This is a genomic window from Hylemonella sp. GW821-FHT10B10 (assembly GCF_059415585.1).
On the sequence record NZ_JBWKNN010000001.1, the window covers coordinates 843,729 to 869,644 of the forward strand.

The 25,916-nt window shown below is 65.5% G+C and carries 32 protein-coding genes; 21 read left to right on the forward strand and 11 right to left on the reverse strand.

The window, feature by feature from the left end:
• The first annotated feature begins 24 nt into the window (after positions 1-24).
• Positions 25-999, forward strand: a complete 975-nt coding sequence (locus tag AC07NT_RS04140; protein WP_498597692.1) for a Bug family tripartite tricarboxylate transporter substrate binding protein — start codon at positions 25-27, stop codon at positions 997-999.
• An 85-nt stretch (positions 1,000-1,084) separates the two neighbouring features.
• Here the strand turns inward: AC07NT_RS04140 and AC07NT_RS04145 are convergent, their stop codons facing one another.
• The 5 genes from AC07NT_RS04145 to AC07NT_RS04165 all read right to left on the reverse strand — a co-directional run bounded on the left by AC07NT_RS04145 (position 1,085) and on the right by AC07NT_RS04165 (position 6,048).
• Positions 1,085-2,062, reverse strand: coding sequence for a Bug family tripartite tricarboxylate transporter substrate binding protein (locus tag AC07NT_RS04145; RefSeq protein WP_498597691.1), 978 nt, complete (start codon positions 2,060-2,062; stop codon positions 1,085-1,087).
• A 17-nt stretch (positions 2,063-2,079) separates the two neighbouring features.
• Positions 2,080-2,907: a metal-dependent hydrolase gene (locus AC07NT_RS04150; protein WP_498597690.1), complete on the reverse strand. Its 828-nt coding sequence runs from the start codon at positions 2,905-2,907 to the stop codon at positions 2,080-2,082.
• A 108-nt stretch (positions 2,908-3,015) separates the two neighbouring features.
• Positions 3,016-4,128: an ABC transporter substrate-binding protein gene (locus AC07NT_RS04155; RefSeq protein WP_498597689.1), complete on the reverse strand. Its 1,113-nt coding sequence runs from the start codon at positions 4,126-4,128 to the stop codon at positions 3,016-3,018.
• A gap of 145 nt (positions 4,129-4,273) precedes the next feature.
• On the reverse strand, positions 4,274-5,134 hold the full coding sequence (locus AC07NT_RS04160) for a shikimate dehydrogenase (RefSeq protein WP_498597688.1): 861 nt from the start codon (positions 5,132-5,134) through the stop codon (positions 4,274-4,276).
• Positions 5,131-6,048 (reverse strand): LysR substrate-binding domain-containing protein, encoded by a 918-nt coding sequence (locus tag AC07NT_RS04165; RefSeq protein WP_498597687.1) that lies wholly within the window; start codon positions 6,046-6,048, stop codon positions 5,131-5,133. Before AC07NT_RS04165 ends, AC07NT_RS04160 begins: the two co-directional genes overlap by 4 nt.
• A gap of 162 nt (positions 6,049-6,210) precedes the next feature.
• On the opposite strand from AC07NT_RS04165, the gene AC07NT_RS04170 reads away from it, so the two are divergent.
• The 18 genes from AC07NT_RS04170 to AC07NT_RS04255 all read left to right on the forward strand — a co-directional run bounded on the left by AC07NT_RS04170 (position 6,211) and on the right by AC07NT_RS04255 (position 19,923).
• Entirely contained in the window at positions 6,211-6,870 is a 660-nt protein-coding gene (locus tag AC07NT_RS04170) for a substrate-binding domain-containing protein (protein ID WP_498597686.1), read from the forward strand.
• Positions 6,871-6,909: 39 nt separating this feature from the next.
• Positions 6,910-7,938: an amidohydrolase family protein gene (locus AC07NT_RS04175; RefSeq protein WP_498598503.1), complete on the forward strand. Its 1,029-nt coding sequence runs from the start codon at positions 6,910-6,912 to the stop codon at positions 7,936-7,938.
• Between the two features lie 48 nt (positions 7,939-7,986).
• Complete coding sequence (gene ligK / locus AC07NT_RS04180) at positions 7,987-8,679, forward strand: 4-carboxy-4-hydroxy-2-oxoadipate aldolase/oxaloacetate decarboxylase (RefSeq protein ID WP_498597685.1); 693 nt, start codon at positions 7,987-7,989, stop codon at positions 8,677-8,679.
• Positions 8,680-8,715: 36 nt separating this feature from the next.
• The gene (locus AC07NT_RS04185) at positions 8,716-9,531 is read left to right on the forward strand and encodes a transporter substrate-binding domain-containing protein (protein ID WP_498597684.1); all 816 of its coding nucleotides are present in this window, start codon (positions 8,716-8,718) and stop codon (positions 9,529-9,531) included.
• A 33-nt stretch (positions 9,532-9,564) separates the two neighbouring features.
• The gene (locus AC07NT_RS04190) at positions 9,565-10,548 is read left to right on the forward strand and encodes a Bug family tripartite tricarboxylate transporter substrate binding protein (protein WP_498597683.1); all 984 of its coding nucleotides are present in this window, start codon (positions 9,565-9,567) and stop codon (positions 10,546-10,548) included.
• 28 nt (positions 10,549-10,576) lie between these two features.
• The gene (locus tag AC07NT_RS04195; RefSeq protein ID WP_498597682.1) at positions 10,577-11,509 is read left to right on the forward strand and encodes an amidohydrolase family protein; all 933 of its coding nucleotides are present in this window, start codon (positions 10,577-10,579) and stop codon (positions 11,507-11,509) included.
• Positions 11,510-11,950, forward strand: coding sequence for a protocatechuate 4,5-dioxygenase subunit alpha (gene ligA, locus AC07NT_RS04200; RefSeq protein ID WP_498597681.1), 441 nt, complete (start codon positions 11,510-11,512; stop codon positions 11,948-11,950). It begins immediately after the preceding gene.
• A gap of 14 nt (positions 11,951-11,964) precedes the next feature.
• Entirely contained in the window at positions 11,965-12,834 is an 870-nt protein-coding gene (locus tag AC07NT_RS04205; RefSeq protein WP_498597680.1) for a class III extradiol dioxygenase subunit beta, read from the forward strand.
• 13 nt (positions 12,835-12,847) lie between these two features.
• On the forward strand, positions 12,848-13,795 hold the full coding sequence (locus AC07NT_RS04210; RefSeq protein ID WP_498597679.1) for a Gfo/Idh/MocA family oxidoreductase: 948 nt from the start codon (positions 12,848-12,850) through the stop codon (positions 13,793-13,795).
• A 156-nt stretch (positions 13,796-13,951) separates the two neighbouring features.
• On the forward strand, positions 13,952-14,329 hold the full coding sequence (locus AC07NT_RS04215; protein ID WP_498597678.1) for a GIY-YIG nuclease family protein: 378 nt from the start codon (positions 13,952-13,954) through the stop codon (positions 14,327-14,329).
• Positions 14,326-14,748, forward strand: a complete 423-nt coding sequence (locus AC07NT_RS04220; protein ID WP_498597677.1) for an AsnC family transcriptional regulator — start codon at positions 14,326-14,328, stop codon at positions 14,746-14,748. The genes AC07NT_RS04215 and AC07NT_RS04220 overlap by 4 nt, the downstream gene beginning before the upstream one ends.
• A 1-nt stretch (position 14,749) precedes the next feature.
• Positions 14,750-15,229, forward strand: a complete 480-nt coding sequence (locus AC07NT_RS04225; RefSeq protein WP_498597676.1) for a hypothetical protein — start codon at positions 14,750-14,752, stop codon at positions 15,227-15,229.
• 9 nt (positions 15,230-15,238) lie between these two features.
• Entirely contained in the window at positions 15,239-16,243 is a 1,005-nt protein-coding gene (locus AC07NT_RS04230) for an aldo/keto reductase (RefSeq protein ID WP_498597675.1), read from the forward strand.
• 2 nt (positions 16,244-16,245) lie between these two features.
• The gene (locus tag AC07NT_RS04235) at positions 16,246-16,956 is read left to right on the forward strand and encodes an alpha/beta fold hydrolase (protein WP_498597674.1); all 711 of its coding nucleotides are present in this window, start codon (positions 16,246-16,248) and stop codon (positions 16,954-16,956) included.
• 179 nt (positions 16,957-17,135) lie between these two features.
• The gene (locus tag AC07NT_RS04240) at positions 17,136-17,606 is read left to right on the forward strand and encodes a Spy/CpxP family protein refolding chaperone (protein WP_498597673.1); all 471 of its coding nucleotides are present in this window, start codon (positions 17,136-17,138) and stop codon (positions 17,604-17,606) included.
• The gene (locus AC07NT_RS04245) at positions 17,599-17,889 is read left to right on the forward strand and encodes a hypothetical protein (protein ID WP_498597672.1); all 291 of its coding nucleotides are present in this window, start codon (positions 17,599-17,601) and stop codon (positions 17,887-17,889) included. The genes AC07NT_RS04240 and AC07NT_RS04245 overlap by 8 nt, the downstream gene beginning before the upstream one ends.
• A 4-nt stretch (positions 17,890-17,893) precedes the next feature.
• Complete coding sequence (locus AC07NT_RS04250) at positions 17,894-18,595, forward strand: response regulator transcription factor (RefSeq protein ID WP_498597671.1); 702 nt, start codon at positions 17,894-17,896, stop codon at positions 18,593-18,595.
• Complete coding sequence (locus tag AC07NT_RS04255; protein ID WP_498597670.1) at positions 18,592-19,923, forward strand: HAMP domain-containing sensor histidine kinase; 1,332 nt, start codon at positions 18,592-18,594, stop codon at positions 19,921-19,923. Before AC07NT_RS04250 ends, AC07NT_RS04255 begins: the two co-directional genes overlap by 4 nt.
• A gap of 12 nt (positions 19,924-19,935) precedes the next feature.
• Here the strand turns inward: AC07NT_RS04255 and AC07NT_RS04260 are convergent, their stop codons facing one another.
• Positions 19,936-21,171 carry an NAD(P)/FAD-dependent oxidoreductase gene (locus tag AC07NT_RS04260; protein ID WP_498597669.1) on the reverse strand — a complete coding sequence of 412 codons (1,236 nt, stop codon included), beginning with the start codon at positions 21,169-21,171 and terminating at the stop codon, positions 19,936-19,938.
• 32 nt (positions 21,172-21,203) lie between these two features.
• The gene (locus AC07NT_RS04265; RefSeq protein ID WP_498597668.1) at positions 21,204-22,109 is read right to left on the reverse strand and encodes a LysR family transcriptional regulator; all 906 of its coding nucleotides are present in this window, start codon (positions 22,107-22,109) and stop codon (positions 21,204-21,206) included.
• A gap of 95 nt (positions 22,110-22,204) precedes the next feature.
• Between AC07NT_RS04265 and AC07NT_RS04270 the strand changes: the two genes are divergently transcribed.
• The gene (locus tag AC07NT_RS04270; protein WP_498597667.1) at positions 22,205-22,558 is read left to right on the forward strand and encodes a protocatechuate 4,5-dioxygenase subunit alpha; all 354 of its coding nucleotides are present in this window, start codon (positions 22,205-22,207) and stop codon (positions 22,556-22,558) included.
• Positions 22,559-22,579: 21 nt separating this feature from the next.
• On the forward strand, positions 22,580-23,431 hold the full coding sequence (locus AC07NT_RS04275) for a class III extradiol dioxygenase family protein (RefSeq protein ID WP_498597666.1): 852 nt from the start codon (positions 22,580-22,582) through the stop codon (positions 23,429-23,431).
• A gap of 80 nt (positions 23,432-23,511) precedes the next feature.
• On the opposite strand, the gene tolA is transcribed toward AC07NT_RS04275, so the two are convergent.
• Genes tolA through ybgC form a run of 4 tightly spaced genes read right to left on the reverse strand, consistent with a single transcriptional unit; the run spans position 23,512 to position 25,912 of the window.
• Positions 23,512-24,360, reverse strand: a complete 849-nt coding sequence (gene tolA / locus AC07NT_RS04280; protein ID WP_498597665.1) for a cell envelope integrity protein TolA — start codon at positions 24,358-24,360, stop codon at positions 23,512-23,514.
• Positions 24,361-24,370: 10 nt separating this feature from the next.
• Entirely contained in the window at positions 24,371-24,799 is a 429-nt protein-coding gene (locus AC07NT_RS04285) for an ExbD/TolR family protein (protein WP_498597664.1), read from the reverse strand.
• Between the two features lie 10 nt (positions 24,800-24,809).
• Positions 24,810-25,511 (reverse strand): protein TolQ, encoded by a 702-nt coding sequence (tolQ, locus tag AC07NT_RS04290; protein WP_498597663.1) that lies wholly within the window; start codon positions 25,509-25,511, stop codon positions 24,810-24,812.
• Complete coding sequence (gene ybgC / locus AC07NT_RS04295) at positions 25,508-25,912, reverse strand: tol-pal system-associated acyl-CoA thioesterase (protein WP_498597662.1); 405 nt, start codon at positions 25,910-25,912, stop codon at positions 25,508-25,510. Before ybgC ends, tolQ begins: the two co-directional genes overlap by 4 nt.
• Between the last annotated feature and the right edge of the window lie 4 nt (positions 25,913-25,916).

Genomic DNA, 25,916 nt, shown 5'->3' on the forward strand with positions numbered 1-25,916 from the left:
TATTGCTTAGCCTAAGGAGTAGAGATGAAGCTGTTGATCAATCGTCGTGGTGCCGTGGCCCTCTTGCTGGGCGCCAGCCTGGCGTCTGCCGGCTGGGCCCAGAGCTTTCCGAGCAAGCCCCTGCGCATCATCGTGCCCTTCGGCGCTGGCGGTGTGGCCGACCTCACGGCCCGTACCGTGGCACAAAAGTTGTCCCAGTCCCTGGGTCAACCGGTGGTCATCGAGAACAAACCCGGGGCGGGTGGCGTGGGCGGTTCCGACCTCGTCGCCAAGTCGACACCGGACGGCTACACCCTGCTGCTCATGTCCAACGCCAGCGCAGTGAGCGCGACCATGTTCACCAAGCTGCCCTATGACACGGTCAAGGACTTCACGCCCATCAGCACGCTGGGCTTCTTTGACATCGGCGTCGTCACCGCCACCGAGTCGAAGTTCAAGACCATGGGCGAGCTGCTGGCCTATGCCAAGGCCAATCCCGGCAAGCTCAACGTCGGCAGCATCAACACCGGCAGCACGCAGAACCTGGCGGCCGAGCTCTTCAAGACGAATGCCGGCGTGGACATGCAGATCGTGCCTTTCAACGGCACACCGGCCGTGATCAACGCCCTGCGCGGCGGCCAGATCGACGTCGCGGTTGAAATCCTCTCGCCCATCATGGGCCAGATCAAGGGCGGTGCCCTGCGCGCCCTCGTTGTGACGGACGATGAACGTTCGCCCTCGCTGCCCGATGTGCCGACCACCAAGGAAGTCGGCCTGCCGAACTACCTGGCCTCGTCCTGGAACGCCCTGGCCGTGCCCTCCGGCACGCCCAAGGACGTCGTGGCACGCCTGCACCGCGAGATCGTGGCTGCGCTCAAGGATCCTGAAGTCAGCAAGCGCCTGCGTGACATGAACATCGAACCGCGTTCGCAGACCCCCGAGCAGACCCAGGCTTTCCTGCAAAAGGAAATCAAGCGCTGGGGTGATGTGATCATCAAGGCCAATGTGCCGCGCCAGTAAGACGGGGCATTGATCGTCACCAATAGAACAGGGCGCCTCGGCGCCCTGTTCTATTTCGGGCGTCGCTGCGACGCCTGTTGCCAACTCAGTTGGGCTGGATATTGCCGGCCTGCACCACTGGTTTCCAGCGCGCGATCTCGCGCTTGATGTGCGCGCCATAGGCTTCGGGGGTGGTCGGCATCGCGATGGCGCCTTCGGTCTGCAAGCGGGTCTTGAGCTCGGGCGAGTTCAAGGCCTGGTTGATCTGGCTGTTGAGCTTGCGCACGATGTCGGCCGGTGTGCCGGCCGGCGCGACCACGCCATACCACTGGTCCGCCTCGAAGCCGGGGTAGCCCGTCTCGGCGACGGTGGGTACATCGGGCAGGGCCTCCAGCCGCTTTTTGCTGGAGACCGCGAGCGCGCGCAGCTGGCCCGACTTGACGAAGGAAATCACGGCCGGTGCGCCGCTGAACAGCATGTCGGTCTGGCCGGCCACCAGATCGGTCACGGCCGGGGACGTGCCGCGGTAGGGCACATGCACGATGAAGGCCTTGGTCTGCATCTTGAAATACTCGGTCGCCAGCTGCGCCGCACTGCCGTTGCCGCCCGAACCGTAGTTGAGCTTGCCCGGGCGCGACTTGGCGTAGGCGACCAGCTCCTGCAGATTTTTGGCCGGTACCGAGGGATGGACCACCAGCACATTGGGCACATTGGCCACCCAGGCCACAGGCGCGAAGTCCTTGACCGGGTCGTAGGGCAGCTTGGGGTACATGGCGGGGGCCACGGCCAGATTGCCGATGTGCCCCATGAGCAGGGTGTAGCCGTCGGCTGCGGACTTGGCCACTTTGTCGGCGCCCAGGGAGCCGCCAGCGCCCGGCACGTTGTCGATTACCACGGGCTGGCCCAGGGATTCCGTCAGCTTCTGGCCGATGGCGCGGCCCAGGATGTCCGAGCTACCGCCAGGGGTGAAAGGAACGACCAGGCGGATCGGTTTGGTGGGCCAGGCTTGCTGGGCAACGGCGGCGGTGGTCAGGCTCAGGGCGGCTGCAGCGAGTAGAAGGCCGCGTCGTGTGTGTCGTGTCATGTCAGAGTTTCAGGGTTTCAGAAGTTGAATTTCTCACCGGGCTGCAGGGGGAGCACCTTGGTAGCGGTCTGGCCCAGGGCCTGCTGGTATTGCTGGGGTGTGCCCTGGTTCAGGGGGTTGGTACCGTAGTGCATGGGGATGGCGAACTTCGGTTTGAGCCATTCGCGTGTGGCGTAGGCCGCGTCGACCGGGCCCATCGTGAAGTTGCCCCCGATGGGGATCAGCAGCACATCGGGTTTGTAGTACTCGCCGATGAACTTCATGTCGCCGAAAAGTCCGGTGTCACCCATGTGGTAGATCTTCTGGCCGTTCTCGAGCTCGATGATGAAGCCCACGGGCTCACCGCCGATATGGGTCTCGTCCTTGCCGGTGGCCGGGTTCTTCCAGACGTAGAGCGAGGAGTGCTCGGCCTTGACCATGGTGATCTTCAGGCCCGGCACGTCGGCAAAGGGCGTGACCGTGCCGCTCTTGTTCATGCGGGGCGTCAGTTCGGGCGGCAGCACGCCCAGCACGGTCAGGGTCTGGTTCAGGTCCCCCGGGGCGTAGACGCGGGCCTTGTGCATCAGGGCCAGGGCCGGTGCATCGGAGATGTGGTCGAAGTGGCCGTGAGTCACGAGGATCAGGTCCACCTTGCCCAGGTTGGCCAGGTCCTTGTACTCGGCCGGCGTCTTGGGATTGGGTTTGAGCCAGGGATCGATCACGATGACCTTGCCGCTGGGCGTGGTCAGGCGAAAGGCCGCCTGGCCCAGCCACAGCAGTTCGGCGTGGCCCTGGGCATGTGCGGTGGCGCCCAGAAGCAGGCTGCAGGCGAGGGTCGTGAACATACGGAGCAACAGGGTACGCATGGTGAACCTTTCTCTTGAATGTGATGAGGGGGAAGTCTAGGTGTGAAAACGCTGCGCACGCGTCGTGAGATCAACGAGTGACAGACTGGAAAATGGAGGCCCTGCGAATCAGCGTTTGAACTTGCCGTCGCTGCCGATGATGGACAGCTCCACAAAGTCCAGGCCATTGTGGTCATCCGGGCCGTAGTTGATGGTCAGGCCGCCGAGGTCGTAGGGGCGCATGCTTTCCAGGGCCTTTACGAGACCCAGGCGCGTCGGCTTGGGCCCGGCACGGCGCAGGCCTTCCACCAGCAGCTTGGCACCGGTGAACCCCTCCAGAAAGATCGGCGACAGGTCGGTGAGGCCGGCAGCCTTGGCCATGGCCTGGGCTTCGCGTATCACGCCATAGGACAGGGCGCGTTCCGAGGGAAAGACCTGGGCGACGATCACCCCCTGGGCATCCTTCTCCAGCAGCTTGATGAAACCGGCGGAGGCGTTGTTCGACATGGTGGCGACCTGCACGGTGGAGCCTGCGGCCCGTAGCGCCTTGACGCCGGTAGATACCACGGCCGTTGCGCCGATCCACAGCACGGTCTGGGCCTTGGACTGGATTACGGCGTCCACGATGCCTTTGAGATCCGGGTTGGCGCGGTCCGCCTTGATGATGGCGGCCGGCGTGAGCTGCTGTGTCTTGAAGCCGTTGCGCGCGCCTTCCAGGATGTCGGTGCCGAAGGAATCGTCGACGTAGACCACCGCGATCTGGGTCACGCCCACCAGCTTCAGATGGGCGATGGCCTTCTCCGCTTCGCGCTGGTGGCTGGCCCGCAGGCTGAAGATCAGCTTGTTGAAGGGCTGGCGCAGGACCATGGCGCCGGAGGTCGGTGCGATCAGCGGCACGCCGTATTGCGCCATGAGCGGCATGATGACCTCGATGTGCGCGGTGCCCCGGTTCATGAAAAACGCGAGCACATTCTTCTGCTTGATCAGCTCATCCGCTTTCTCGGCCGACAGCTTCGGGTCGAACTTGTCGTCGAGGACGATCAGTTCAATCTTCTCGCCGTAGACACCGCCTTTGCTGTTGATGTGGTCGATGTACAGCCGCGAACCCGCGAGCGCCTCCTTGGACGACGTGGCAATCGGCCCCGTGAGGCCGGTGATCTGGCCGATGAGCAATTCGGCCTGGCACGGGAGGGAGCCCAGCGCGGCGTAAAGTGCCAGCAGCGCGTAGGAGATGATTTTCATAGGCGTGGAGCTTGCGCAAAAGTGTGACGCGGGCGCAGTGTAGTTCTGCCCGCACCCACCAGGTGTCACAAGTCGTCACAAACGCATGCTGAATGACAGCAAGCCACGAGATGACGCCATCACTTTGCGTGATGGCGGTGCGCGTTTACAGCGTCGCCTCGACCATGCGCCGCAGTTCGGGCGTCACTTCCGGCATCACACCGAACCAGCGCTGGAAAGCCGGGCGGGCCTGGTTCAGCAACATGCCCAGGCCATTCACAGTGGCGTTGCCGCGGGCGCGCGCAGCGGTCAGCAGCGGTGTTTCCAGCGGCACGTAGATGACGTCGCAGACCAGGGCCTGTCTGGGCAGCCGCTCGATTGACAACTGCAGCGGTTCCTGCCCCTTCATGCCCAGGCTGGTGCTGTTGACCAGCAGGGCCGCACCTTCCAGCGCGTCTTCGCGTTGCTCCCAGGGCATGGCCTTGATAGGCCCGCCGAATTCGGCGGCCAGGGCCTGCGCCTTGTCCAGGCTGCGGTTGCACAGGCGGATCTCCCTGGCACCGCGTTCGGCCAGTGCCACCAGGATGGCGCGGGCCGCACCGCCCGCACCCAGCACGGTGACGGGGCCGGCATCGGCGCGCCAGTCGGGCTGCGCGTCCAGCAGGCTCTGGATGAAACCGTAGGCGTCGTTGTTGTAGCCGGAGAGCGTGCCGTCGGGTTCGACGACGATGGTGTTGATGGCGCCGATGCGTGCGGCCAGCGGGTCGACGCGGTCCACCAGTGCCATGGCTGCCACCTTGTGCGGGATGGTGATGTTGCAGCCGGCGAAACCCAGGGCGGGCAATCCGCGCACGGCGTCGACCAGACGTTCCGGCAACACGGGCAGCAGCACGTAGCTGCCCTTGAGGCCGTGGTGGTGGATCCAGTGGTTGTGGATGGCGGGCGAGCGCGAATGCGCCACCGGCCAGCCCATCACGCCGGCGAGGGTGTAGTGCTTGTCAGTTGCCATGGTGTTGGTAGATTTCATGCGGGTGTGGGGGCTGCGCCAAAGACTTCACCGGCCACTTGCTGGATCAGTTCCAGCATGGCCTGCTGCGTCATGGTCGTGGTGCGACCGGCTGCGGTGGCCAGCGCCAGGCGGCTGGACAGGCGGGGTTTGTCGATGGGGCGGGCCTGGTAGGCCTCGGGCCGTTGCGTGGTGGCCAGTGCGTACTTGGGCAGCACGGCGTAACCGGCGCCGTCGGCCACCAGGTCCAGGATGGCGGCCACGCCGTCGATCTCCAGGCTGATGCCGGGCTTGCAGCCGATGCCGGCCATCTCGGTCTCCACCACCATGCGGATGGCGTTGGGCCGGCTCGGGATGACCAGGGGCAGGGCGCTGACTTCCTTCAAGCTGATGGGCTGTGTCGTGGCCTTGCCGCGGGGCGCACGCGGCCCGATCAGGAACAGTTCCTCGTCCATCAGCGGCAGGGTGTTGAGTTCGGGGCTGGCCGGCGGGTTGTAGAGCAGGGCGATGTCCAGGCGCCCGGTCAGCAGGCCTTCCTGCATGGAGATGGTCAGGCCTTCGCTGATGGACAGCGCGGCGCTGGGCAGGCGCTTGCGAAAGGCGCGTGTGAGGGGCACCGTCATCATGCGGGCGATGCTGGGCGGCAGACCGAGGGCCACGCGCCCTGCCAGGGCGCCACGCACCCTGCCCAGGTCCTCGCGCGCGCGCTCCACCTGGTGCAGGATGCCGCGGCCATGTTCCAGCAGCAGTTTGCCGGCGTCGGTGGTGGTCACGCCGCGGCCGTTGCGCAGCAGCAGGTTCTGCCTCAGTTCCACCTCCAGCAGACGCACCTGACGGCTCAGCGCGGGCTGGGCAATGTTCAGCACCCCGGCGGCACGGGTGAAACTGCCCAATTCGGCGACGCGCACGAAATATTCGAGTTGTTTCAGGTCCATGGTTTGCGGGATAGCTTGCCATCGATTATGCCGAAATGCGATACCTGCTAGAAACCGCCCCGCCTTGGCACGGCGGGGCAGGGTGGCCACAATCGCTGTCTGTTCTTATCAATTGGCCGCCCTCTCTCCTATATGAGCATCCCCCTACGAGGTATCTCCTCCATGGCCACCCGCCAGGTACTGGCCGAGCTGGTGAACGCCTACCAGCAGCATGCGGGCCAGTCCGTGGCCATCGAGTCGGTGGGCGGCGTGGATGCGGCCAAACGCGTGGCGGCCGGCGAAGCCTTCGACGTGGTCATCCTGTCCTCCGACGCCATCGACAAGCTGATCGCTTCCGGCCACGTGCTGGCCGGAAGCAAGGTGGATCTGGTGCATTCGGGCGTGGCCGTCGCGGTGCGCGCCGGCGCACCCAAGCCGGACATCTCCAGCGAGGCGGCCGTGCGCGATGCCATCCTTCAGGCGCGCAACCTGAGCTACTCCACCGGCCCCAGCGGTGTGGCCCTGGCCAAGCTGTTCGAGCGCTGGGGCATCGCCGGACAGATCAAGGACCGCATCGTCACCCCGCCGCCGGGCATTCCCGTGGGCAGCCTGGTGGCCAAGGGCGAGGTGGCGCTGGGTTTCCAGCAGCTCAGCGAGATGCTGAATCTTGAAGGCCTCACCGTGCTGGGCCCGCTGCCGCCCGCCATCCAGATCACCACCACCTTTTCCGCTGGCATCTGTGCAAGCAGCACACGGGCTGATGCCGTGCGTGCCATGCTGGCTTATATGGCATCCCCCGTCGCGGCCGAGGCCAAACGCCGCCAGGGCATGGACCCGGCCTGAACCGAATCTGAATCCCAGGAGACCTGTATGAAAAAACCCATGATCATCGACTGCCACGGTCACTTCACCACGGCGCCCAAGCAGCTGGAGGCCTGGCGCAACCAGCAGATCGCCGGCATCAAGGATCCGGCCCAGAAGCCCAAAGTGGCCGACCTCAAGATCAGCGACGATGAACTGCGCGAGGCCATCGAGACCAACCAGCTCAAGCTCATGAAAGAGCGCGGCTCCGACCTCACCATCTTCAGCCCGCGCGCGAGCTTCATGGCCCACCACATCGGTGATTTCGAGGTCTCCAGCACCTGGGCCGCCATCTGCAACGAGCTCTGCTATCGCGTCTCGCAACTGTTTCCCGAGCACTTTGTGCCGGCCGCCATGCTGCCCCAGTCGCCCGGTGTCGACCCCAAGACCTGCATTCCCGAACTGGAGAAGTGCGTCAAGGAATACGGCAACGTCGGTATCAACCTGAACCCCGATCCGTCGGGCGGCCACTGGACCAGCCCGGCACTGACCGACAAGCAGTGGTACCCGATCTACGAGAAGATGGTCGAGTACGACATCCCGGCCATGATCCACGTGTCCACCAGCTGCAACGCCTGCTTCCACACCACGGGCGCGCACTACATCAACGCCGACACCACAGCCGTCATGCAGCTGATCCAGGGTGACCTGTTCAAGGACTTCCCCACGCTGAAGTTCATCATCCCGCACGGCGGCGGTGCCGCACCCTACCACTGGGGTCGTTACCGCGGTCTGGCACAGGAGATGAAGAAGCCCCTGCTCAAGGACCACCTGCTCAAGAACATCTACTTCGATACCTGCGTCTACCATCAGCCCGGCATCGACCTGCTGACCAAGGTGATCCCGGTGGAGAACATCCTGTTTGCCTCCGAGATGATCGGCGCCGTGCGCGGCATCGACCCCGAAACCGGCGCCTACTACGACGACACCAAGCGTTATGTGCAGGCCACGCCCAACCTCAATGAAGAGCAGCGTTTCAAGGTCTACGAGGGCAATGCGCGTCGTGTGTTCTCGCGCCTGGACGCACAACTCAAGGCCAAGGGCAAATAAGCCCGCTAGTCCATCGCCACAGAACAGCAACACACAGAGGAAACCATCATGAGCGTCAACGCACCCCTGGGCATCGTCAAGCGCAACATCGTGCGCGCCGATGCCGCCGCCACAGAGAAGATGGGCAAGTACGGTGTGGCCACCGTGCACGAGGCCCAGGGCCGCATCGGCCTGATGCAGTCCTACATGCGCCCCATCTATTCCGGCGCCAAGATCTCCGGCCCTGCCGTCACCGTGCTGCTGCACCCGGGTGACAACTGGATGCTGCACGTCGTGGCCGAGCAGATCAAGCCGGGCGACATCGTCGTGGCCGCGCTCTCGTCGCCCAACACCGACGGCTTCTTCGGTGACCTGCTGGCCACGAGTTTCAAGGCCCGCGGCGCGCGCGGCCTGATCATCGACGGCGGTTGCCGCGACATCGCCGAACTCAAGTCCATGGACTTTCCGGTCTGGAGCCGCGCCATCAGCGCCAAGGGCACCATCAAAGCCACCCTGGGTTCGGTGAACATCCCCGTGGTCTGCGCCGGCATGATCGTCAACCCCGGCGACGCCATCGTGGCCGATGACGACGGCGTGGTCGTCGTCAACGCCGCCGATGCCAAGAAGGTCGCCGACGCTGCCGAGGCCCGTGAGTCTTTCGAAGGCGAGAAGCGCGCCAAGCTGGCTTCCGGCGTGCTGGGCCTGGATATGTACAAGTTCCGCGAGCCGCTGGAGAAGCTGGGCCTGAAGTACATCGACTAAGCTGCTTCCATGCATAACCATAAGAGGAGACACGTCATGAACATGCTGCGCAGAACTTGGTTCCTTGGCCTGCTGGCCGCCGTCACCTTCGTTGCGGGTTGTGCTGTCACACCGCCGCCACCGCCGGCACCCACGCCGCAGGCGCGCGACGCGCTGGCGCCTGGGGGCAAGTTGCGCGTGGGGGTCTACGCAGGCAGCCCCACCTCCATGGTGACCGACAAGAATGGCAAGCCCGCGGGGGTGGCCTATGACCTCGGTCATGAGTTCGCGCGCTGGCTGGGTGTACCGGTCGAGCTGATCGAATACAAACGTGTCGCCGAGGTGGTCGAGGCCATGAAGATCGGCGAGGTGGACTTCACCTTCACCAACGCCACCGAGGCGCGCGCGCGGGACGTGAACTTCACCCTGCCCATGATCAGTCTGGAGCTTGGTTATCTGGTGCCCGCAGGCAGCAAGCTGCAGGCCATGATCGAGATCGACCAGCCCGGCATCAAGGTCGGCGTGACCCAGGGCAGTTCGTCTCAGGGTGTGCTCGGGCGCCAGTACAAGCAGGCCAGCCTGGTGCCTGTGCCGACCATGAAGCACGCGGCCGATCAGCTCAAGCTCGGGCAGCTCGACGCCTTCGCCACCAACAAGGGCATCCTCAACGAACTGGCCGATAGCGTGCCCGGTGCCCGCATCCTCGACGGCCGCTGGGGCCTGGAGCACATGGCGATTGCCGTCCCGAAGGGGCGCGAGAGTGGCATGGCCTACCTGAGCAATTTTGCATTGACTGTGCGGCGTGACGGCACGTTGAACGCCATCGTGGCCCGATCGGGCCTGCGCGGAACGGTCGAGCCTTCGACCCGTTGACGCGTCCCTGCCGATAACAACCGGAGACATACCATGTCCATACAACTCCTGAAGTTCACACGCCGTCTGGCCATCGGCGCTGCCGGTGTCCTGCTCGCTGCGCCCATGGCCTGGGCTCAGGCCTACCCGGCCAAACCCGTGCGCGTTTATGTCGGCTACGCAGCCGGTGGCGCTGTGGACGCCGTGGCCCGCACCATCGGTCAGGCCCTGGCGGGCACGATGGGGCAGACCTTTGTGGTCGAGAACAAGCCCGGGGCGGGCAGCAACATCGCCATCAAGGCCACCATTGACGCGCCCGGTGACGGCTACACCCTGCTGATGGCCGCCAACGCCCTGGCCGCCAACATGGCGCTCTACCAGCCGGCCCCCTTTGACGCCGAGCGCGACCTCACCCCCGTGGCCCTGATCGGCCGTGTGCCGGTGGTGATCGCCGCCAATGCCAGTGCGCCCTATGCCAATATCAAGGAACTGATCGAGGCGGCCAAGGCCAAGCCCGACACCATCGCGTTCGCTTCGCCAGGCAATGGCGCCACGCCGCACATGGCCGTGGAGTTCTTCGAGCGTGCGGCCGGCATCCGTCTGCAGCACATCCCCTACCGTGGTGGCGCACCCGCCATCACCGACGTGATCGGCGGCCAACTGCCGCTCGTGGCTGTCAACGCGCTGGAGGTGCAACCTCACGTCAAGAGCGGCAAGCTCAAGGTGCTTGCCGTGCTCAGCCCCAACCGCAGTGCCATCTTTCCGGATGCGCCCACCATCGCCGAGTCCGGCTTCCCCGGTTTCGAGGCCTCGGTCTGGTATGGCCTGATGGCGCCGGCGTCCACGCCCAAGGCCATCGTGACCCAGCTGCACGCCGAGACACAAAAGGCCCTGCAGACCAAGGAAGTGCGCGAGCGCATGAGCCAGGTGGGCGGCGAGGTGATCCCGGGCAGTATCGACATGTTCGCCAAGCTCATCCATTCCGAACGCGTGCGCTACGAAAAGCTCGTGCGCGAAGCCAATATCAAACCCGATTGATCCATAGCCCGAGACGAGAAAGATCCGCATGAGCAAACCCACCACAGGCCCCTTCGAGAAAACCGCCGGCTGGATGGACTGGTACACCGGTCCCAGCAAGCCGCGCTTCAAGCTGCCCGCGGGCGCGGTGGACGCGCACTGCCACGTCTTCGGCCCGGGCGCAGAGTTCCCTTACGCGCCCGAGCGCAAGTACACACCCTGCGACGCCAGCAAGGCCCAGCTGTTCGCCTTGCGCGACCACCTGGGTTTCGCGCGCAACGTCATCGTGCAGGCCACCTGCCATGGCGCCGACAACCGCGCCCTGGTCGACGCCTGCCTGTCCAGCAATGGGAAGGCGCGCGGCGTGGCCACGGTGCGACGCAGCGTGACGGACGAGGAACTGCAGAAGCTGCACGCCGCCGGCGTGCGCGGTGTGCGTTTCAACTTCGTCAAGCGTCTGGTGGACTTCACGCCCAAGGACGAGCTGCTGGAGATCGCCGGCCGCATCCACAAGCTGGGCTGGCATGTGGTGATTTATTTCGAGGCCGTGGACCTGCCCGAGCTGTGGGACTTTTTCACCGCATTGCCCACCACCGTGGTGGTGGACCATATGGGTCGTCCGGATGTAAGCAAGCCCGTGGAGGGCCCCGAGTTCGCACTTTTCCTGAAGTTCATGCGCGAGCACAAGAACGTCTGGAGCAAGGTCAGCTGCCCCGAGCGCCTGTCGGTCACCGGTCCCAAGGCCCTGAATGGCGAGCAGAATGCATACAAGGACGTGGTGCCCTTCGCCCGCAAGATCGTGCAGGAGTTCCCGGGCCGCGTGCTCTGGGGCACCGACTGGCCGCACCCCAACCTCAAGGACCACATGCCCGACGACGGCCTGCTGGTGGATTTCATCCCCCACATCGCGCCCACGGCCGAACTGCAGCAGAAACTGCTGGTGGACAACCCCATGCGCCTGTACTGGCCCGAGGAGAAATGAATGTCACTCGATAAACCTTATCTGGACGTGCCCGGCACGACCATCTTCGACGCCGAGCAGTCGCGCAAGGGCTACTGGCTCAACCAGTTCTGCATGAGCCTGATGAAAGCCGAGAACCGCGAACGCTTCAAGGCCGATCAGCGCAAGTACCTGGACGAATGGCCGATGACGGAAGAGCAGAAGCAGGCCGTGCTGGCTGCCGACCTCAACAAGGCCATTTCCCTGGGCGGCAACATCTACTTCCTGGCCAAGCTGGGCGCCACGCACGGCAAGAGCTTCCAGCAGATGGCAGGCTCCATGACCGGCATGACCGAAGAAGAGTACCGCGACATGATGATCAAGGGTGGCCGCTCCGCCGAAGGCAACCGCGTCGTCGGCGAGAACGGTACCGCCCAGGCCAAGAACCAGCCGCAAGGCCATGGCACCGGCAAGCTGCTTTGAATTGAAAGACTGACATGGCCAAGATCACCGCATCCGTCTATACCTCGCATGTGCCCGCCATCGGTGCGGCCATCGACCTGGGCAAGACCACCGAGCCCTACTGGCAGCCCCTGTTCAAGGGCTACGAGCCCACCAAGCAGTGGTTCAAGGACAACAAGCCCGACGTCATCTTCCTGGTCTACAACGACCATGCCACGGCCTTCAGCCTGGAGATGATCCCTACCTTCGCCATCGGTACCGCCGCCGAGTTCCAGCCGGCCGACGAGGGCTGGGGCCCACGCCCCGTGCCCACCGTCAAGGGCCATCCCGACCTCGCTGCGCACATCGCGCAGTCCGTGATCCAGCAGGACTTCGACCTCACCATCGTCAACAAGATGGACGTGGACCACGGCCTCACCGTGCCCCTGTCTCTGGTCTGCGGCACGCCCGACAAGGCGAAGTTCGAATGGCCCTGCCCGGTGATTCCCTTCGCCGTCAACGTGGTGCAGTACCCCGTGCCCAGCGGTCGCCGTTGTTTCGAGCTGGGCAAGGCCATCCGCCGTGCCATCGAGTCCTATGACGAACCGCTCAATGTGCAGATCTGGGGCACGGGTGGCATGAGCCACCAGTTGCAGGGCCCGCGTGCGGGTCTGATCAACAAGACCTGGGACAACGCCTTCCTCGACCGCATGATCGCCGACCCCGATGACCTGGCCAGCATGCCGCACATCGACTACGTGCGTGAAGCCGGCAGCGAGGGCATCGAGCTCGTGATGTGGCTTATCGCCCGCGGTGCCATGGCCGACGTGGCCGGCAAGGGCAAGGCCCCCAAGGTCGCGCACCGCTTCTACCATGTGCCCGCGTCCAACACGGCCGTGGGCAACCTGATTCTGGAAAACCAATAAGAGGACTTTCGTCATGACCATCAAAGTCGCACTCGCCGGCGCCGGTGCCTTCGGCATCAAGCACCTGGACGGCATCAAGAACATCAAAGACGTGGAGGTCGTTTCCCTGATCAGCCGCGACCTGGAGAAGACCAAGGAAGTGGCCGACAAGTACGGCATCAAGCACGTCACCACCGACCTGGCTGACAGCCTCAAGCTCAAGGAAGTCGACGCCGTCATCCTGTGCACGCCCACGCAGATGCACGCTGCGCAGACCAAAGCCTGCCTGGATGCCGGCAAGCACGTGCAGGTGGAGATTCCCCTGTGTGACGTGCTCAAGGAGGGCGAGGAAGTCCTGGCCCTGCAGAAGAAGACGGGCAAGGTGGCCATGTGCGGCCACACGCGTCGCTTCAACCCCAGCCACCAGTACGTGCACAAGAAGATCAAGGCCGGTGAGTTCAATATCCAGCAGATGGACGTGCAGACCTATTTCTTCCGTCGCACCAACATGAACGCGCTGGGCCAGCCGCGCAGCTGGACCGACCACCTGCTGTGGCACCACGCTGCCCACACCGTGGACCTGTTTGCCTACCAGTGTGGCAGTCCCATCGTGAAGGCCAATGCAGTGCAAGGCCCCATCCATCCGACCCTGGGCATTGCCATGGACATGTCCATCCAGCTCAAGGCGGCCAATGGCGCGATCTGCACGCTGAGCCTGTCCTTCAACAACGACGGCCCCCTGGGCACCTTCTTCCGCTACATCGGCGACACCGCGACCTACATCGCGCGTTACGATGACCTGTTCAACGGCAAGGAAGAGAAGATCGACGTGAGCAAGGTCGACGTCTCCATGAACGGCATCGAGCTGCAGGACCGCGAGTTCTTCGCTGCCATCCGCGAAGGGCGCGAGCCCAACAGCAGCCTGGCCCAGGTGCTGCCCTGCTACCAGGTACTACACCAGCTGGAACAGCAGCTGAAATAGGTCGCTGGCTATAATTGCGGCTCAGGCGCTGAGGGGCGCCTGCCCGCACAAGAGGCTCTCACCCTCCAACGTCATCGACTTCATTCGACCTGACAGCTTGCCTTGTTTCGCCGGCCAATTGCGGGATTGGCCTGGAACGAACCCAAGGAACCTGTCATGGACCTATCCCTTTCTTCCTCTCCGGTCCTCGTGACCGACCCGGCCACTGGCGTGCGCACGCGCGCCGAACTCAAGCGCCAGTACAAAGAGGCGCATCCGCCCATGGGTGTCTATGTCATCCGCAACCTGGCCACCGGTCGGTGTTACGTGCTGGCCAGCATGAACGTGGAGGCGGCCATGAACCGTGACCGCTTCGAGCTGGGTTTCAAGGGCCATCGCAACACGGCTCTGCAACGCGACTGGTTGGCGCATGGCGCGGACCATTTCCGCTTCGAGGTGCTGGACTTGCTGAAAAAACGCGAGACGCCGGATTTCGACTACAAGGCCGAGCTGGCAACCACCCTGGCGCTGTGGCGCGAGGAGCTCAAGGCATGAACACCCGAGCACTGGACTTCTGTATGCAGATCAGCCTGGGCCATGCCAGCCTGCAACTCAAACTGGACGACGCACTGGGCACCTGGCACGGCATGGGGCTGGACGATTTCATGCTGTTGCGCCAGCTGGCCCAGGCGCCCGGTGGACGCTTGCCTCTGGCCGATCTGGTGCGCCCCCTGGGCCTACGGCCTTCGGCCGTGATGCGCCAACTGGTGCCGCTGGAAAAGACCGGTCGTATCCAGCGTGAACCCGGCCGCCAGGTGCTGCTGCGCCCGGCCGGTCGGGCCCAACTGGCCGAGGCCACGGAAACCGCAGCGGCGATCTGCGAGACGGCGCTGGGTACGTCCAACCCTCAGTCGCTGACTGTGGCGCAGGACTTGTTGGTCGGACTGTGTCGCAGCCCGGCCCTGGAGCTCTGAGATGACGACCATGTTGACCGAACTGAAAACGCGGGCCCGCCTGCGCCTGAACGCCGCCCGGCGTGGTGGCGAAGCGGGCGATTTGCGCCTGCGCGACTGTCTGAACCTGGCGGCGTGCGAGGTGGGCTTTGTCCACTGGGAGCACGCGCGTCAGGTGCTGGGCGCAGAGGCAGCGCCGGGCGAAGACATGGGCACCTTCTGGCACGCGCCCGGCACCGGCATCCTGCTGAACCTGTGGTTCGCCCGGTACGAAGAGGCGCGGGCGGCGTTGCAGGCCGACACCAGCGCTTTCCTGCTGCCTTACCGGCGCCAGTTCTTCCTGGTGCAGGACCATTTTGTGCGCGAACTGGGGGTGGACCCCGGCGATGCGGCCTGGGACCTCATGGGCCATGACCTGGTGCGCGGCTACGGCGGCGCGGCCTGGGAAACGTTGGCCCTGCAGCGCCTGAAAGCGCCGCGTTCGAGCTTCGAGCCCTGTTAAGCTTTCGCCATGAAAGAGCGCAACATCGGCCCCTTCAACGTTTCAGCCCTGGGCCTGGGCTGCATGAGTCTGAGCCATGCTTATGGTCAGCCGCCATCGCCCGAGCACAGCGAGCGCGTGCTGCTCAGCGCGCTGGACGCCGGCGTCACCCTGTTCGACACCGCCGCGCTCTACGGCTTCGGCGCCAACGAAACCCTGGTGGGTCGTGTGCTCAAGGCACATCGCAGCAAGATCACCCTCGCCAGCAAGGGTGGCATGGCCGGTGTGGACGTGGCCGGTGACGGCAAGCTCGTGCGCGTGATCGATGGCCGGCCCGAAGCCATCCGTCGCAATTGCGAAGACAGCCTGCGCCGCCTGGGCACCGATGTGATTGATCTCTATTACCTGCACCGCTGGGACAAGAAAGTGCCCGTGGAAGACAGCGTGGGCGAGCTCTCGCGACAGGTCGAGCGCGGCCATGTGCGCGCCATCGGCCTGTCCGAAGTGTCGGCCGCCACGGTGCGCAAGGCCCATGCTGTGCACCCCATCGCCGCCGTTCAGACCGAGTACTCGCTGTGGACGCGCAACCCCGAGATCGCCGTGCTGCAGACCTGCCGCGAAATTGGCGCCGCCTTCGTGGCCTTCAGCCCCGTGGCACGTGGCTTTCTCACCGGTAGGCTGCGTGACGTGAAGGCGCTGGACGCCAAGGACATCCGCCACGGCATGCCGCGTTTCGAGCCCGCCAACTACGCAGGTAACCTCAAGCTGTTGCCGGCCTACGAGGCCGTGGCACGTGAGGCGGGCTGTGCCCCGGCCCAGCTGGCCCTGGCCTGGCTGCTGCACAAGGCGCCCCACATCATCCCGCTCTTCGGCACCACCAGCCTGGAGCACCTGGCCGAGAATCTGGCCGCCGCCGACGTGGCGCTCAGCCCCGCGCTCATGGCCCAGGCCGAAGCCGTGGTCAACCAGCAGACTGTAGTGGGCAACCGCTACAGCGAACAAAGCAACCGCGAAGTCGATACGGAAGTTTTCTGATCATGGCTACCACCCTGATGCTTTTGCCCGGCCTCAACTGCGACGCCGCCGCGTGGGCGCCGCAGGTTGCCGCGCTCCAAGGCCTTGCGAACTGCCGCATCCCCGCCTGGGGCCTGCGCGACACGCTGACCGCCATGGCCCAGCAGGTGCTGGACGAAGCGCCGACCGAACGCTTCAGCGTGGCCGGCCACTCCATGGGTGGCCGTGTGGCGCTGGAAGTCATGCGCCTGGCCCCGCAGCGCGTGGAGCGCCTGGCCCTGCTGGACACGGGCACACACCCGCTGGCGGCCGGTGAGGCGGGCGAGAAGGAGAAGGCCGGGCGCATGGCCCTGCTGAAGATCGCGCAGGAGCAGGGCATGCGTGTCATGGCCCAGGAGTGGGCCAAGGGCATGGTGCACCCGGACCGCATCGGCGGCCCCATCTTCGAAGAAGTGCTGGCCATGTTCGACCGCGGCAGCGCTGCGCAATACGCCGCGCAGATCAACGCGCTGCTGAAGCGGTTGGACGCCGCCCCGCTGCTGCCGGGCATCACTTGTCCTACGCTGGTCCTCACGGGCCGCCAAGACGCCTGGGCCAGTCCGGCCCAGCACGAAGCCATGGCCGCCGCCATCCCTGGCGCGCAGCTGGTCGTCGTGGAAGACAGCGGGCACATGACGACCATGGAGCAGCCGCAGGTGGTGAGTGCGGCGCTGGCAAACTGGTTGCAGCGCTAGGGGAAGTCTGAACAAGCCATCAAACGACTTGGTTCAAGCCGATAGGCGAGGCGGGCACAAGGCGCGGGGCCAGGCCTGAAACAAAACGAAATAAACCGCGACCTCCCCGCAACCTTCCGCTGCTGATCCGCCGGCACCATGACGGTCATGTTCAACAACGCCCCGACAAGGAGCACGTCATGAAACCCTGGATCAAGCGCAGTCTGATTGCACTCACCTCCGCGACCGTTGTACTGGGCGCACTGTCCGCCTGCAGTTCGCGCGGGGACCATGCCCGCGGCTGGAGCGACGAACGCGTTAGCGAAATGCGCGGCAAGGCGGTGGAGAAGATCAGCGACAAGCTGGAACTCAACGCCGGGCAGAAGGCCAAGCTGGAAGTGCTTGCCGATGAGATGATCGCCTCGCGCAAGGTCATGCGTGGCGAGTCGGGCGACGTACGCAACGACCTGAAATCGTTGATCGCCGCCGACAAGTTCGACCGTACCAAGGCCCAGCAGATGCTGGACCAGAAGATCCAGGCCCTGCAGGGCTCCGGCCCCAAGGTCCTGGCCGCCTTTGGTGATTTCTACGACAGCCTGAACCCCGAGCAGCAGAAGCAGGTGCGCGAGCGGCTGGAGCGCCGCGGCCATGGCTGGTGGGGCCGTGGCTGACGCCATCCGCGCGATCGCCCGGCAGGGCCGCCCGCACACGGCGGCCTTGCTGGCCGACGCCGAGGACCCGCATGCCGAGCTGCTGGCCCTGTTCTGGGGGCCATTGTTCGACCGGGAGCACGCCCTGGCCCTGTGGGCGCGGTTCTCCCAGCGCCAGCCGGTGCAAGCCATTCCCCTGCTGTCTGAACTGCTGTCGGTGGGCGAACGCTTCGACGCCCTGGAGCGGACCGAGAAAGACCGCCTGCGCCGCCTGATCGTCCGCCACCGGGCTCTGTCAGAATGAAACGATGAGCCGCATCCTGCTGATCGACGACGACGAGAACCTGGGGCCGCCGCTGGCCACCTATTTCCAGCGCTTCGAGCTGCAGCTGGTGCACGCCACCCGGCCCAGCGCCGGGCTGGCGCTGTTGCGGGCGGGGAGCTTCGATGCGGCCATCCTCGACGTCATGTTGCCCGAGATGGACGGCTTCGAGCTGTGCCGCACCATCCGCAAGGACAGCGACATTCCAATCGTCATGCTGACCGCCCGTGGCGAGGTGATGGACCGCGTGGTGGGTCTGGAGCTGGGTGCAGACGACTATCTGCCCAAGCCTTTCGAGCCGCGCGAGTTGGTGGCTCGCATCCAGACCGTGCTGCGCCGGCGCAAGCCCAACGGCAACGGACAGGCGCCCGCACCCGGCGCCGCGTCCACGCTGAAGTTCGAGGGACTGGAGGTCGACATTGCCCGCCGCGCCGTGCGCCGCTCGGGGCAGGAGGTCGAGCTGACCGGTACCGAGTTCGAACTGCTCCTGATGCTGGCGCGCGAGCCGGGCCGCGTGTTCAGCCGCGACGACATCCTCAACCAGCTGCGCGGCCACGAGGCCGAGCTCTACACCCGTGCGGTCGACATCGTGGTCAGCCGCCTGCGCAAGAAGCTGGAGCCGCTGGACTGCATCAAGACCCTGCGCAACGCGGGCTACTCGCTGGCGCTGGGGCGGGAGGGCGCATGAGCCAGGGCAAGGTATCGGCCTGGCGCCGCGCCAAGCGCCGCGTCGCGCATTCGATCAAGCTGCGCATGGTGCTGGTGTTCCTGCTGCTGGCGGCGGCGATGACTTTCGTGTTCATCACAGGCGCGCAGAAGGCCTTCACCATGGGCTGGCGTGAGGCGGCGCGGCCTGTCCTCATGGACTACGTGGACCGTCTTGCCGCGGAGGTGACCGCCGGTGGGCCGACGCCCAGTGTGGAACGCGCCCAGGCCATCACCGAACGCCTGCCGCTGACCGTGCGCATCGACGGGCCGGTGATCCACTGGGCCTCCCACCCCGATGCCATGGCATCGAACAAGGACTGGGGTGGCGGCAAGGATTGGCCCACGCTGCTGCACCGCCAGACCGCGGACGGACACCGCATCGAGTTCGGCATCAATGGCGAGGCCTTCGACCGCAAGCCGCGCCTGATCGGCTACGCGCTGGCCGCCCTGCTGGCGCTCACCCTGCTGGCCTGGTTGTACGTACGCCGTGTGCTCAAGCCGCTGGACGCCATAGGCGAGGGCGCGCGACGTTTCGGCCGGGGCGACTTCAGCCAGCCGATACCCGAGCGCGGCCGCCACGGTCCGGACGAGCTGGGCGAGCTGGCACAGACCATCAACACCATGGGCCAGGACATCCACCAGATGCTCGAAGCCAAGCGCGCGCTGTTGCTGGCGATCAGCCATGAGCTGCGCAGCCCACTGACCCGAGCACGGCTGAACACCGAGCTGCTGCCGGAGACCGAAGCGATCCGACCGCAGCGCGAGGCGTTATTGCGCGACCTGCAGGGCATGGCCGCGCTGATCAGTGACTTGCTGGAGAGTGAGCGTCTGTCAGGCAGCCACGTCGCTCTGCAGCGCGTGCCGACCGACGTGGCGGCGCTGGCGCGAGAAGTGGTGGGCGAACTGCAGGCCTCCCACGCGGGCGCGGCGCGCGTGACGGTGTCGGCGCCCGTTGGCATGCGCCCGGTGTCGGTGGATGCCTCGCATGTGCGTCTGCTCTTGCGCAACCTGGTCGACAACGCGCTGCGGCACGGCGGCGAGACTGCTCTTGCGCCGGCGGTCACGTTGTCGGTAAACGCCGATGCGCTGAGCATTGAAGTGCGCGACCACGGCCCCGGCGTGCCCGAGGAACAACTGCCGCAATTGGCACAGGCCTTTTACCGACCCGACAGCGCCCGCACCCGCAGCGCCGGCGGCGTGGGCCTGGGCCTGTACCTGTGCCGGTTGATGGCGCAGGCGCACGGCGGCACGTTCGCGGTGCGCAACGCGCAGCCGGGTCTGGCCGTGACGGTGACCTTGCCTGCCTGAAATTGACCCCGTTCAGCCGGGTAGCAGGCTGTTCAGATCAAACGCCAAGTCCCCCGCCTGCTGCGGCGTGGGCGAGATGCCCGCATCCATGAGCTTGCGCACCAGCAGATGCTCCTTGGGGCTGTTGACGTTGTCGATGGCGATCAGCTTGTCGCCCTTGTAGTGGAAGAGGCTGAAGCTGGCGCCGGCCATGTCACCACGTAACACCTGTTGATCCGCGCCAGCAGACAGGCCGGCCATCTGCAGCTTCTTGTCGTACTGGTCGCTCCAGAACCAGGGGGTGGCGGTGAAGGGGCGTTCCTGGCCCAGCAGGGCGGCGGCGGCGCTCTTGCCCAGTTCGGTGGCGTTCTGCACAGACTCCAGGCGGATGAGGCTGCCGTCGCTCAGGCGGCGCGCGGTGCAGTCGCCGGCGGCGGTGATGGCCGGGTCACTGGTGCGGCCGCAGGCGTCCACCACGATGCCACGCTCGCATTCGAGTCCGGCGGCACGGGCCAGTTCTTCATTGGGGTTCACGCCTATGCCCACCAGCACCAGGCCGGCGGGATGCACGGTGCCATCCGCCATGCGCACGCCGGTGACGTTGTTGCCGGTGTCGTGTTCGATGGCCGCGATCTGCGCTCCCAGCAGCAGTTGCACGCCCTGGCTGCGGTGCAGTTCGGCGTACCAGTCCGAGAGCTGGGGCTGCAGCATGCGGGCCAGCAGGCGGGGCGCGGCTTCCAGCACGGTGACGGCCAGGCCCTTCTTGCGTGCGGTGGCGGCCACTTCGAGGCCGATGACACCGCCGCCGACGATCACCAGGGGCAGGTTTCTCTCAAGACACAGGGCCATGCGCTGGGCGATGGCGTTGGCGTCATCACGCGTGCGCAGGGCCAGCACGCCCTGGGCGTCGGCGCCCGGCAGCGGCAGCGTGCGCGGCGTGGAACCCGTGGCCAGGAGCAGGCCGCCATAGGGCAGGGTGCTGCCGTCGGCCAGCGTGACAGTCTTGGCGGTGCGGTTGATGGCGGCGGCTTTGGTGCCGGTGCGCAGTTCGATGTTTTTGCCCGCCAGCATCTCGGGTGTGCGCATGGGCAGGCGCGCGGCGTCCATTTCGCCGGCCAGGAAGGCCTTGGAGAGCGGGGGGCGGTGGTAGGGGGCGTGGGCTTCGTCGCCGAGGAGGGTGAGGGGACCGGTGTAGCCGCTGCTGCGCAGGGCTTCGGCGGCCATGACGGCGGCCTGGCCGGCGCCGATGATGAGGATGGGTGCGTTCATGCCCGCCATCTTAGGGCCTGCTTGTGCAGTCCCTAGTGGGCCAGGGCCGGTGCCACCACGGCGTCCAGCTGCGTGCGCAGCCAGCGGTGTGCGGCGTCCTGCTGGTAGCGTGCGTGCCAGATCGCGTACATGGGGTTGCTGGGGCAGCTCACGGGCGGCGTGCAAGTGGCCAGGCCGGTGAAGGTCTGGCGTGCCAGCAGGCCGGGCACCGTGGCCAGCAGTGGCGTGCCGCGCAGGAAAGGGGGCAGGGCACTGAAGGAGGGCACCATGACCGTGAAACGGCGGTGCAGGCCCTTGGCCGCCAGGTGCTGGTCCAGGTCCAGGCTGCGGCGCGGTTCGTAGACCACGGTGGCGTGGTCGGCGGCCAGGTACTCGGCCTCGTTGCGCGGGGCCTCGCGCACGGTGGGGTCGTAGAAGACGCGGTACTGGTCTTCGAACAGCCGCTTCTGCACGATGTCGCTGCCCTCGGGCGGGCGTGGGCTGATGACGAGCTGGCATTCATCGTTGCGCAGCATGTCGAGCCGGGGGATGGCCGAGGGGATGATGCGCAGCGCCACGCCGGGGGCGCTGAGCCTCAGGCGCGCGGCCAGGGCAGGCAGCAGCAGGTCACGCTGGAAGTCGTTGGCGGCGATGGTGTAGGTGGCCTGCCAGCGGGCGGGGTCGAAGTCTTCGCTGTGGGCGAAGTGCTGCAGCTGGCGCAGCAGGGCGCGGGCTTCGGCCGCCAGTTCCTCGGCCCGGGCCGTGGCCACGATGCCGCGACCGCTTTTGACGAAAAGTGGGTCGCCCGTGATGGCGCGCAGCTTGTCCAGCAGATGGCTCACGGCGGACTGGGTCACGCCCAGGCGCTGGGCTGCGCCGGTGACCGAGCCGGCCTCCACCACGGCCAGCAGAAGCTGGAGCAAATGGCCATCCAGGTCCAAATGATCGAATTTACTCATGAGTCATATCTTGATTCATGTATTTATTTTGGTCAATGGCTGGCGAATACTCGCTTTCACACCCCTTTTGACCCCAGTCAACCACGGAGACCGAAATGAGCAGCAACTGCGCAGAAAAGCCGATTCCCGGCACCACCCTGTTTGACGCGAATCAAGCCCGCAAGGGCTACGCGCTCAACAAGATGTGTTTTTCTTTCAATTCGGAGGAGAACCGCAAGGCCTTTGTGGCCGATGAAGAGGGCTATATGCGCAAGTACGGGCTGAACGAGCAGCAGGCCGCCGCCATCCGCGCGCGCAACGTGCTGCAGCTGATCGCGGCCGGCGGCAACGCCTACTACCTGGCCAAGTTCGCCGGGATCTTCAAGCTCGACATGCAGGACATCGGCGCGCAGCAGACCGGCATGAGCAAAGAAGCCTTCAAGGCCAAGCTGGTCGCGGCCGGCCAATAAACATTTCTGGAGATAACGATCATGGCAAGACTCATCGGTGGCCTCGGCACCTCGCACATTCCCGCCATCGGCGGTGCCATCCACAAGGGCATCCAGCAGGAGCCCTACTGGAAGCCCTTCTTCGACGGCTTCCCGCCCATCCGCGAATGGCTGGCTAAGAACAAGCCCGACGTGGTGGTGATGTTCTACAACGACCACGGGCTGAACTTCTTCCTGGACAAGATGCCCACCTTCGCCGTGGGTGCCGCGCCGCTGTACAACAACGCCGACGAGGGCTGGGGCATCCCGACGCTGCCGCCTTTCAAGGGCGAGCTGGACCTGTCCTGGCACCTCATCAACACGCTGGTCGAGAAAGAGTTCGACGTGGTGACCTGCCAGGAGATGCTGGTGGACCACGCCTGCACGCTGCCGCTCAAGCTGTTCTGGCCCGAAGGGGATTGCCCGGTGACGGTGGTGCCGGTCTGCGTCAACACTGTGCAGTTTCCGCTGCCCAGTGCCAAGCGTTGTTATGCCCTGGGCAAGGCCGTGGGCGAGGCCATCAAGTCCTGGGACAGCAGCAAGAAGGTGGCGGTGATCGCCTCCGGCGGCCTGAGCCACCAGCTCGACGGCGAACGCGCCGGTTTCATCAACAAGGCCTTCGACCTGCAATTTCTGGACAGCCTGGTCTCCAATCCCGAGTGGGCCACGCAGTTCAGCGTGCACGAACTGGTGGAGAAGACCGGCACGCAGGGCGTGGAGCTGCTGATGTGGCTGGCCATGCGCGGTGCTCTGGCGGCGGCCGGCGGCTCCAGCGTGCGCCGTGTGACTGGCAACTACCACATCCCGATTTCGAACACGGCCACTGCGGCGCTGGCGCTGGAGACCGTGGACTGATCCGTAGCGATTGAGTGTCACCTCGTGCCGTCGATCTGACGGCTTCAGACGCCCCGGCAGATTGCGGGGCGTTTTTTTGCTCAGTCCTTGGGGCGGAAGACGATGGTCATGGGGGACGGAACCTGCCCCTCTTCGTTGCGCGGCAAGGTGTCCGTCTTGTCGATGGCCTTGAGCACGGCATCGTCCCAGTTGGGGACACCGCTGCTCTTGAGCAGCTTGCGCCCGACGATGGTGCCGTCGGGCGAGGTGCGCACCTCTACCTCGGCGCTGGGGTTCGTGGACAGCTCGTCGGCGAAGACGATGTTGGGCTTGATGCGCGCACGGATGCGGCCGGCGTAGCTGGACGAGATGCCGGAAGTTTTCTGGGCCGTGCCGGTGGCATTGGGGGCGCCTGTGGCGCCGGCCAGACCGGCCATGCGCTGGAGGTTTTCCTTGCGCAGTCTTTCGCGGTGTTCGGTCTCCTGCTGTTCCCGGAGTTTGGCCTGCCGGGCTTCGAGTTCGCGCTGCTTCTTTTCCTCGGCCAGCTTTTTCTCGCGTTCCTGCTTGTCGCGCTCCTGTTTCTCACGGGCCTGCTTTTCCCGGTCCAGCCGCGCCTGCTCCAGCTTCTCCTTGGCCTGGCGTTCCTTCTCGCGGGCCAGGGCGATGTCGGCCTCACTCTGGCGCGGTTCCTCGACCTTGGGCGGTGGGGGCGGGGCCGGTTCGGGGATCGGCTGGGGCTCGGGCTCGACCAGTTTGGGGGCGGCCTGTTCCGGAACGGAAGACCAGAGCTCGGCTTCGACCGACAGGCTGGTGTCCTTGCTGCGCCAGCTCACGCCCCAGGTCAGGGCGGCCAGCAGCAGGCCGTGGATCAGCAGGGCCAGGCCGTAGGCGCGCAACAGGCCCGTGCGCTGCACGGGCGGGTTGAACTCGAAGCGGCTGGCGGCGTGCATGGCCTGCTTTTCAGTTGACCATCTGCACCGACAGGCCCACGCGCTGCACGCCGGCACGTTGCAGCGTGTCCATGACACGGACCACGGTCTCGTACTTGACGCTCTTGTCGGCACTGATGACCACGGCGGAGCTGACGTCCTTGCCGGCGTCGGACTGCACGCGCTTGACGTTGGCGGCCAGCTCACCGAGCTTGAGGCGGGTGCTGCCGTCCTGCGTGCGCAGCGAGAGGGCTTCGTCCTTGCCGACGATGATCTCGATCACCTGGTCGGGCTTGCGCGCAGCCTTGCCCACGCTGGGCAGGTCCACCACGCTGGGGGTGATGAGCGGGGCCGTGACCATGAAGATGATGAGCAGTACCAGCATCACGTCGATGAAGGGCACCATATTGATCTCGTTGATGGTGCGGCGTCCGCGCCCGCGACTGACCAGGGTGGGCATTGTGCGGCCCTCAGAAGGTGGAGGCCTGCGCCGCCGGCTGCGCGCTGACGTTGCGTTGCAGGATGTTGGAGAACTCTTCGATGAAAGTCTCCAGCATGATGGCCACGCGATCGATGTCGCGCGCGAAGCGGTTGTAGGCCACCACCGCGGGGATGGCGGAGAACAGGCCGATGGCCGTGGCGACCAGGGCTTCGGCAATGCCAGGGGCTACGGTGGCCAGCGTCACCTGCTGCAACGAGGCCAGGCCGGTGAAGGCGTGCATGATGCCCCAGACGGTGCCGAACAGGCCCACATAGGGCGAGACCGAGCCGACCGAGGCCAGGAAGGAGAGGTTGGTTTCCACCACGTCCATCTCGCGCTGGAAGTTGGCGCGCATCGCGCGGCGGGCGCCATCGAGCAGGGCGGCGGCGTCAGAGACACGGCGCTCGCGCAGCTTCTGGTACTCGCGCAGACCGCTGACGAAGATGCGTTCCATGGGGCCGCTGGCGTGGCCTTTCTGGGCAGCCGTGGCATAGAGGGTGTTGAGGTTGGCGCCGGACCAGAAGTCGCGCTCGAACTTCTCGTTGAGTTCACGCACGCGGCGTAGCGAAAAGATCTTGCTGAAGATGGCGGCCCAGCTAGCGATGGACACCAGCACCAGCAGCAGCATCACGGCCTGCACGACCCAGCTCGCGTGCAGGACCAGTTGAATGATGGACAGGTCTTGACTCATTGAATGGCTTCCAGAACGGTACTTGGGATTCTTTCAGGTTTCATGCTCGCTGCGGACACCCAGCCTATGCGGATGCTGCCTTCGCACAACAGTTCGGGCTCGCCAGCGGTCTTGCGCCAAGCCTGCTGGGCGATTGTGAGGGATGCGCGGCCGTTTTCCTGCAGGCGCGCTGTAACCAATAGTTCGTCGTCCAGCCGCGCCGGGCGGTGGTATTTGAGCGTGGTTTCGCTGACCACGAACATGCCGCCGGTCTGCTCGCGCAGGGCCTGCTGGCCGACGCCCAGCGAACGCAGCCACTCGGTACGGGCCCGTTCGAAAAACTTGAGGTAGTTGGCGTAGAAGACGATGCCGCCGGCATCGGTGTCTTCCCAGTAGACGCGGATCGGCAGTTCGTAGGCCATGCGG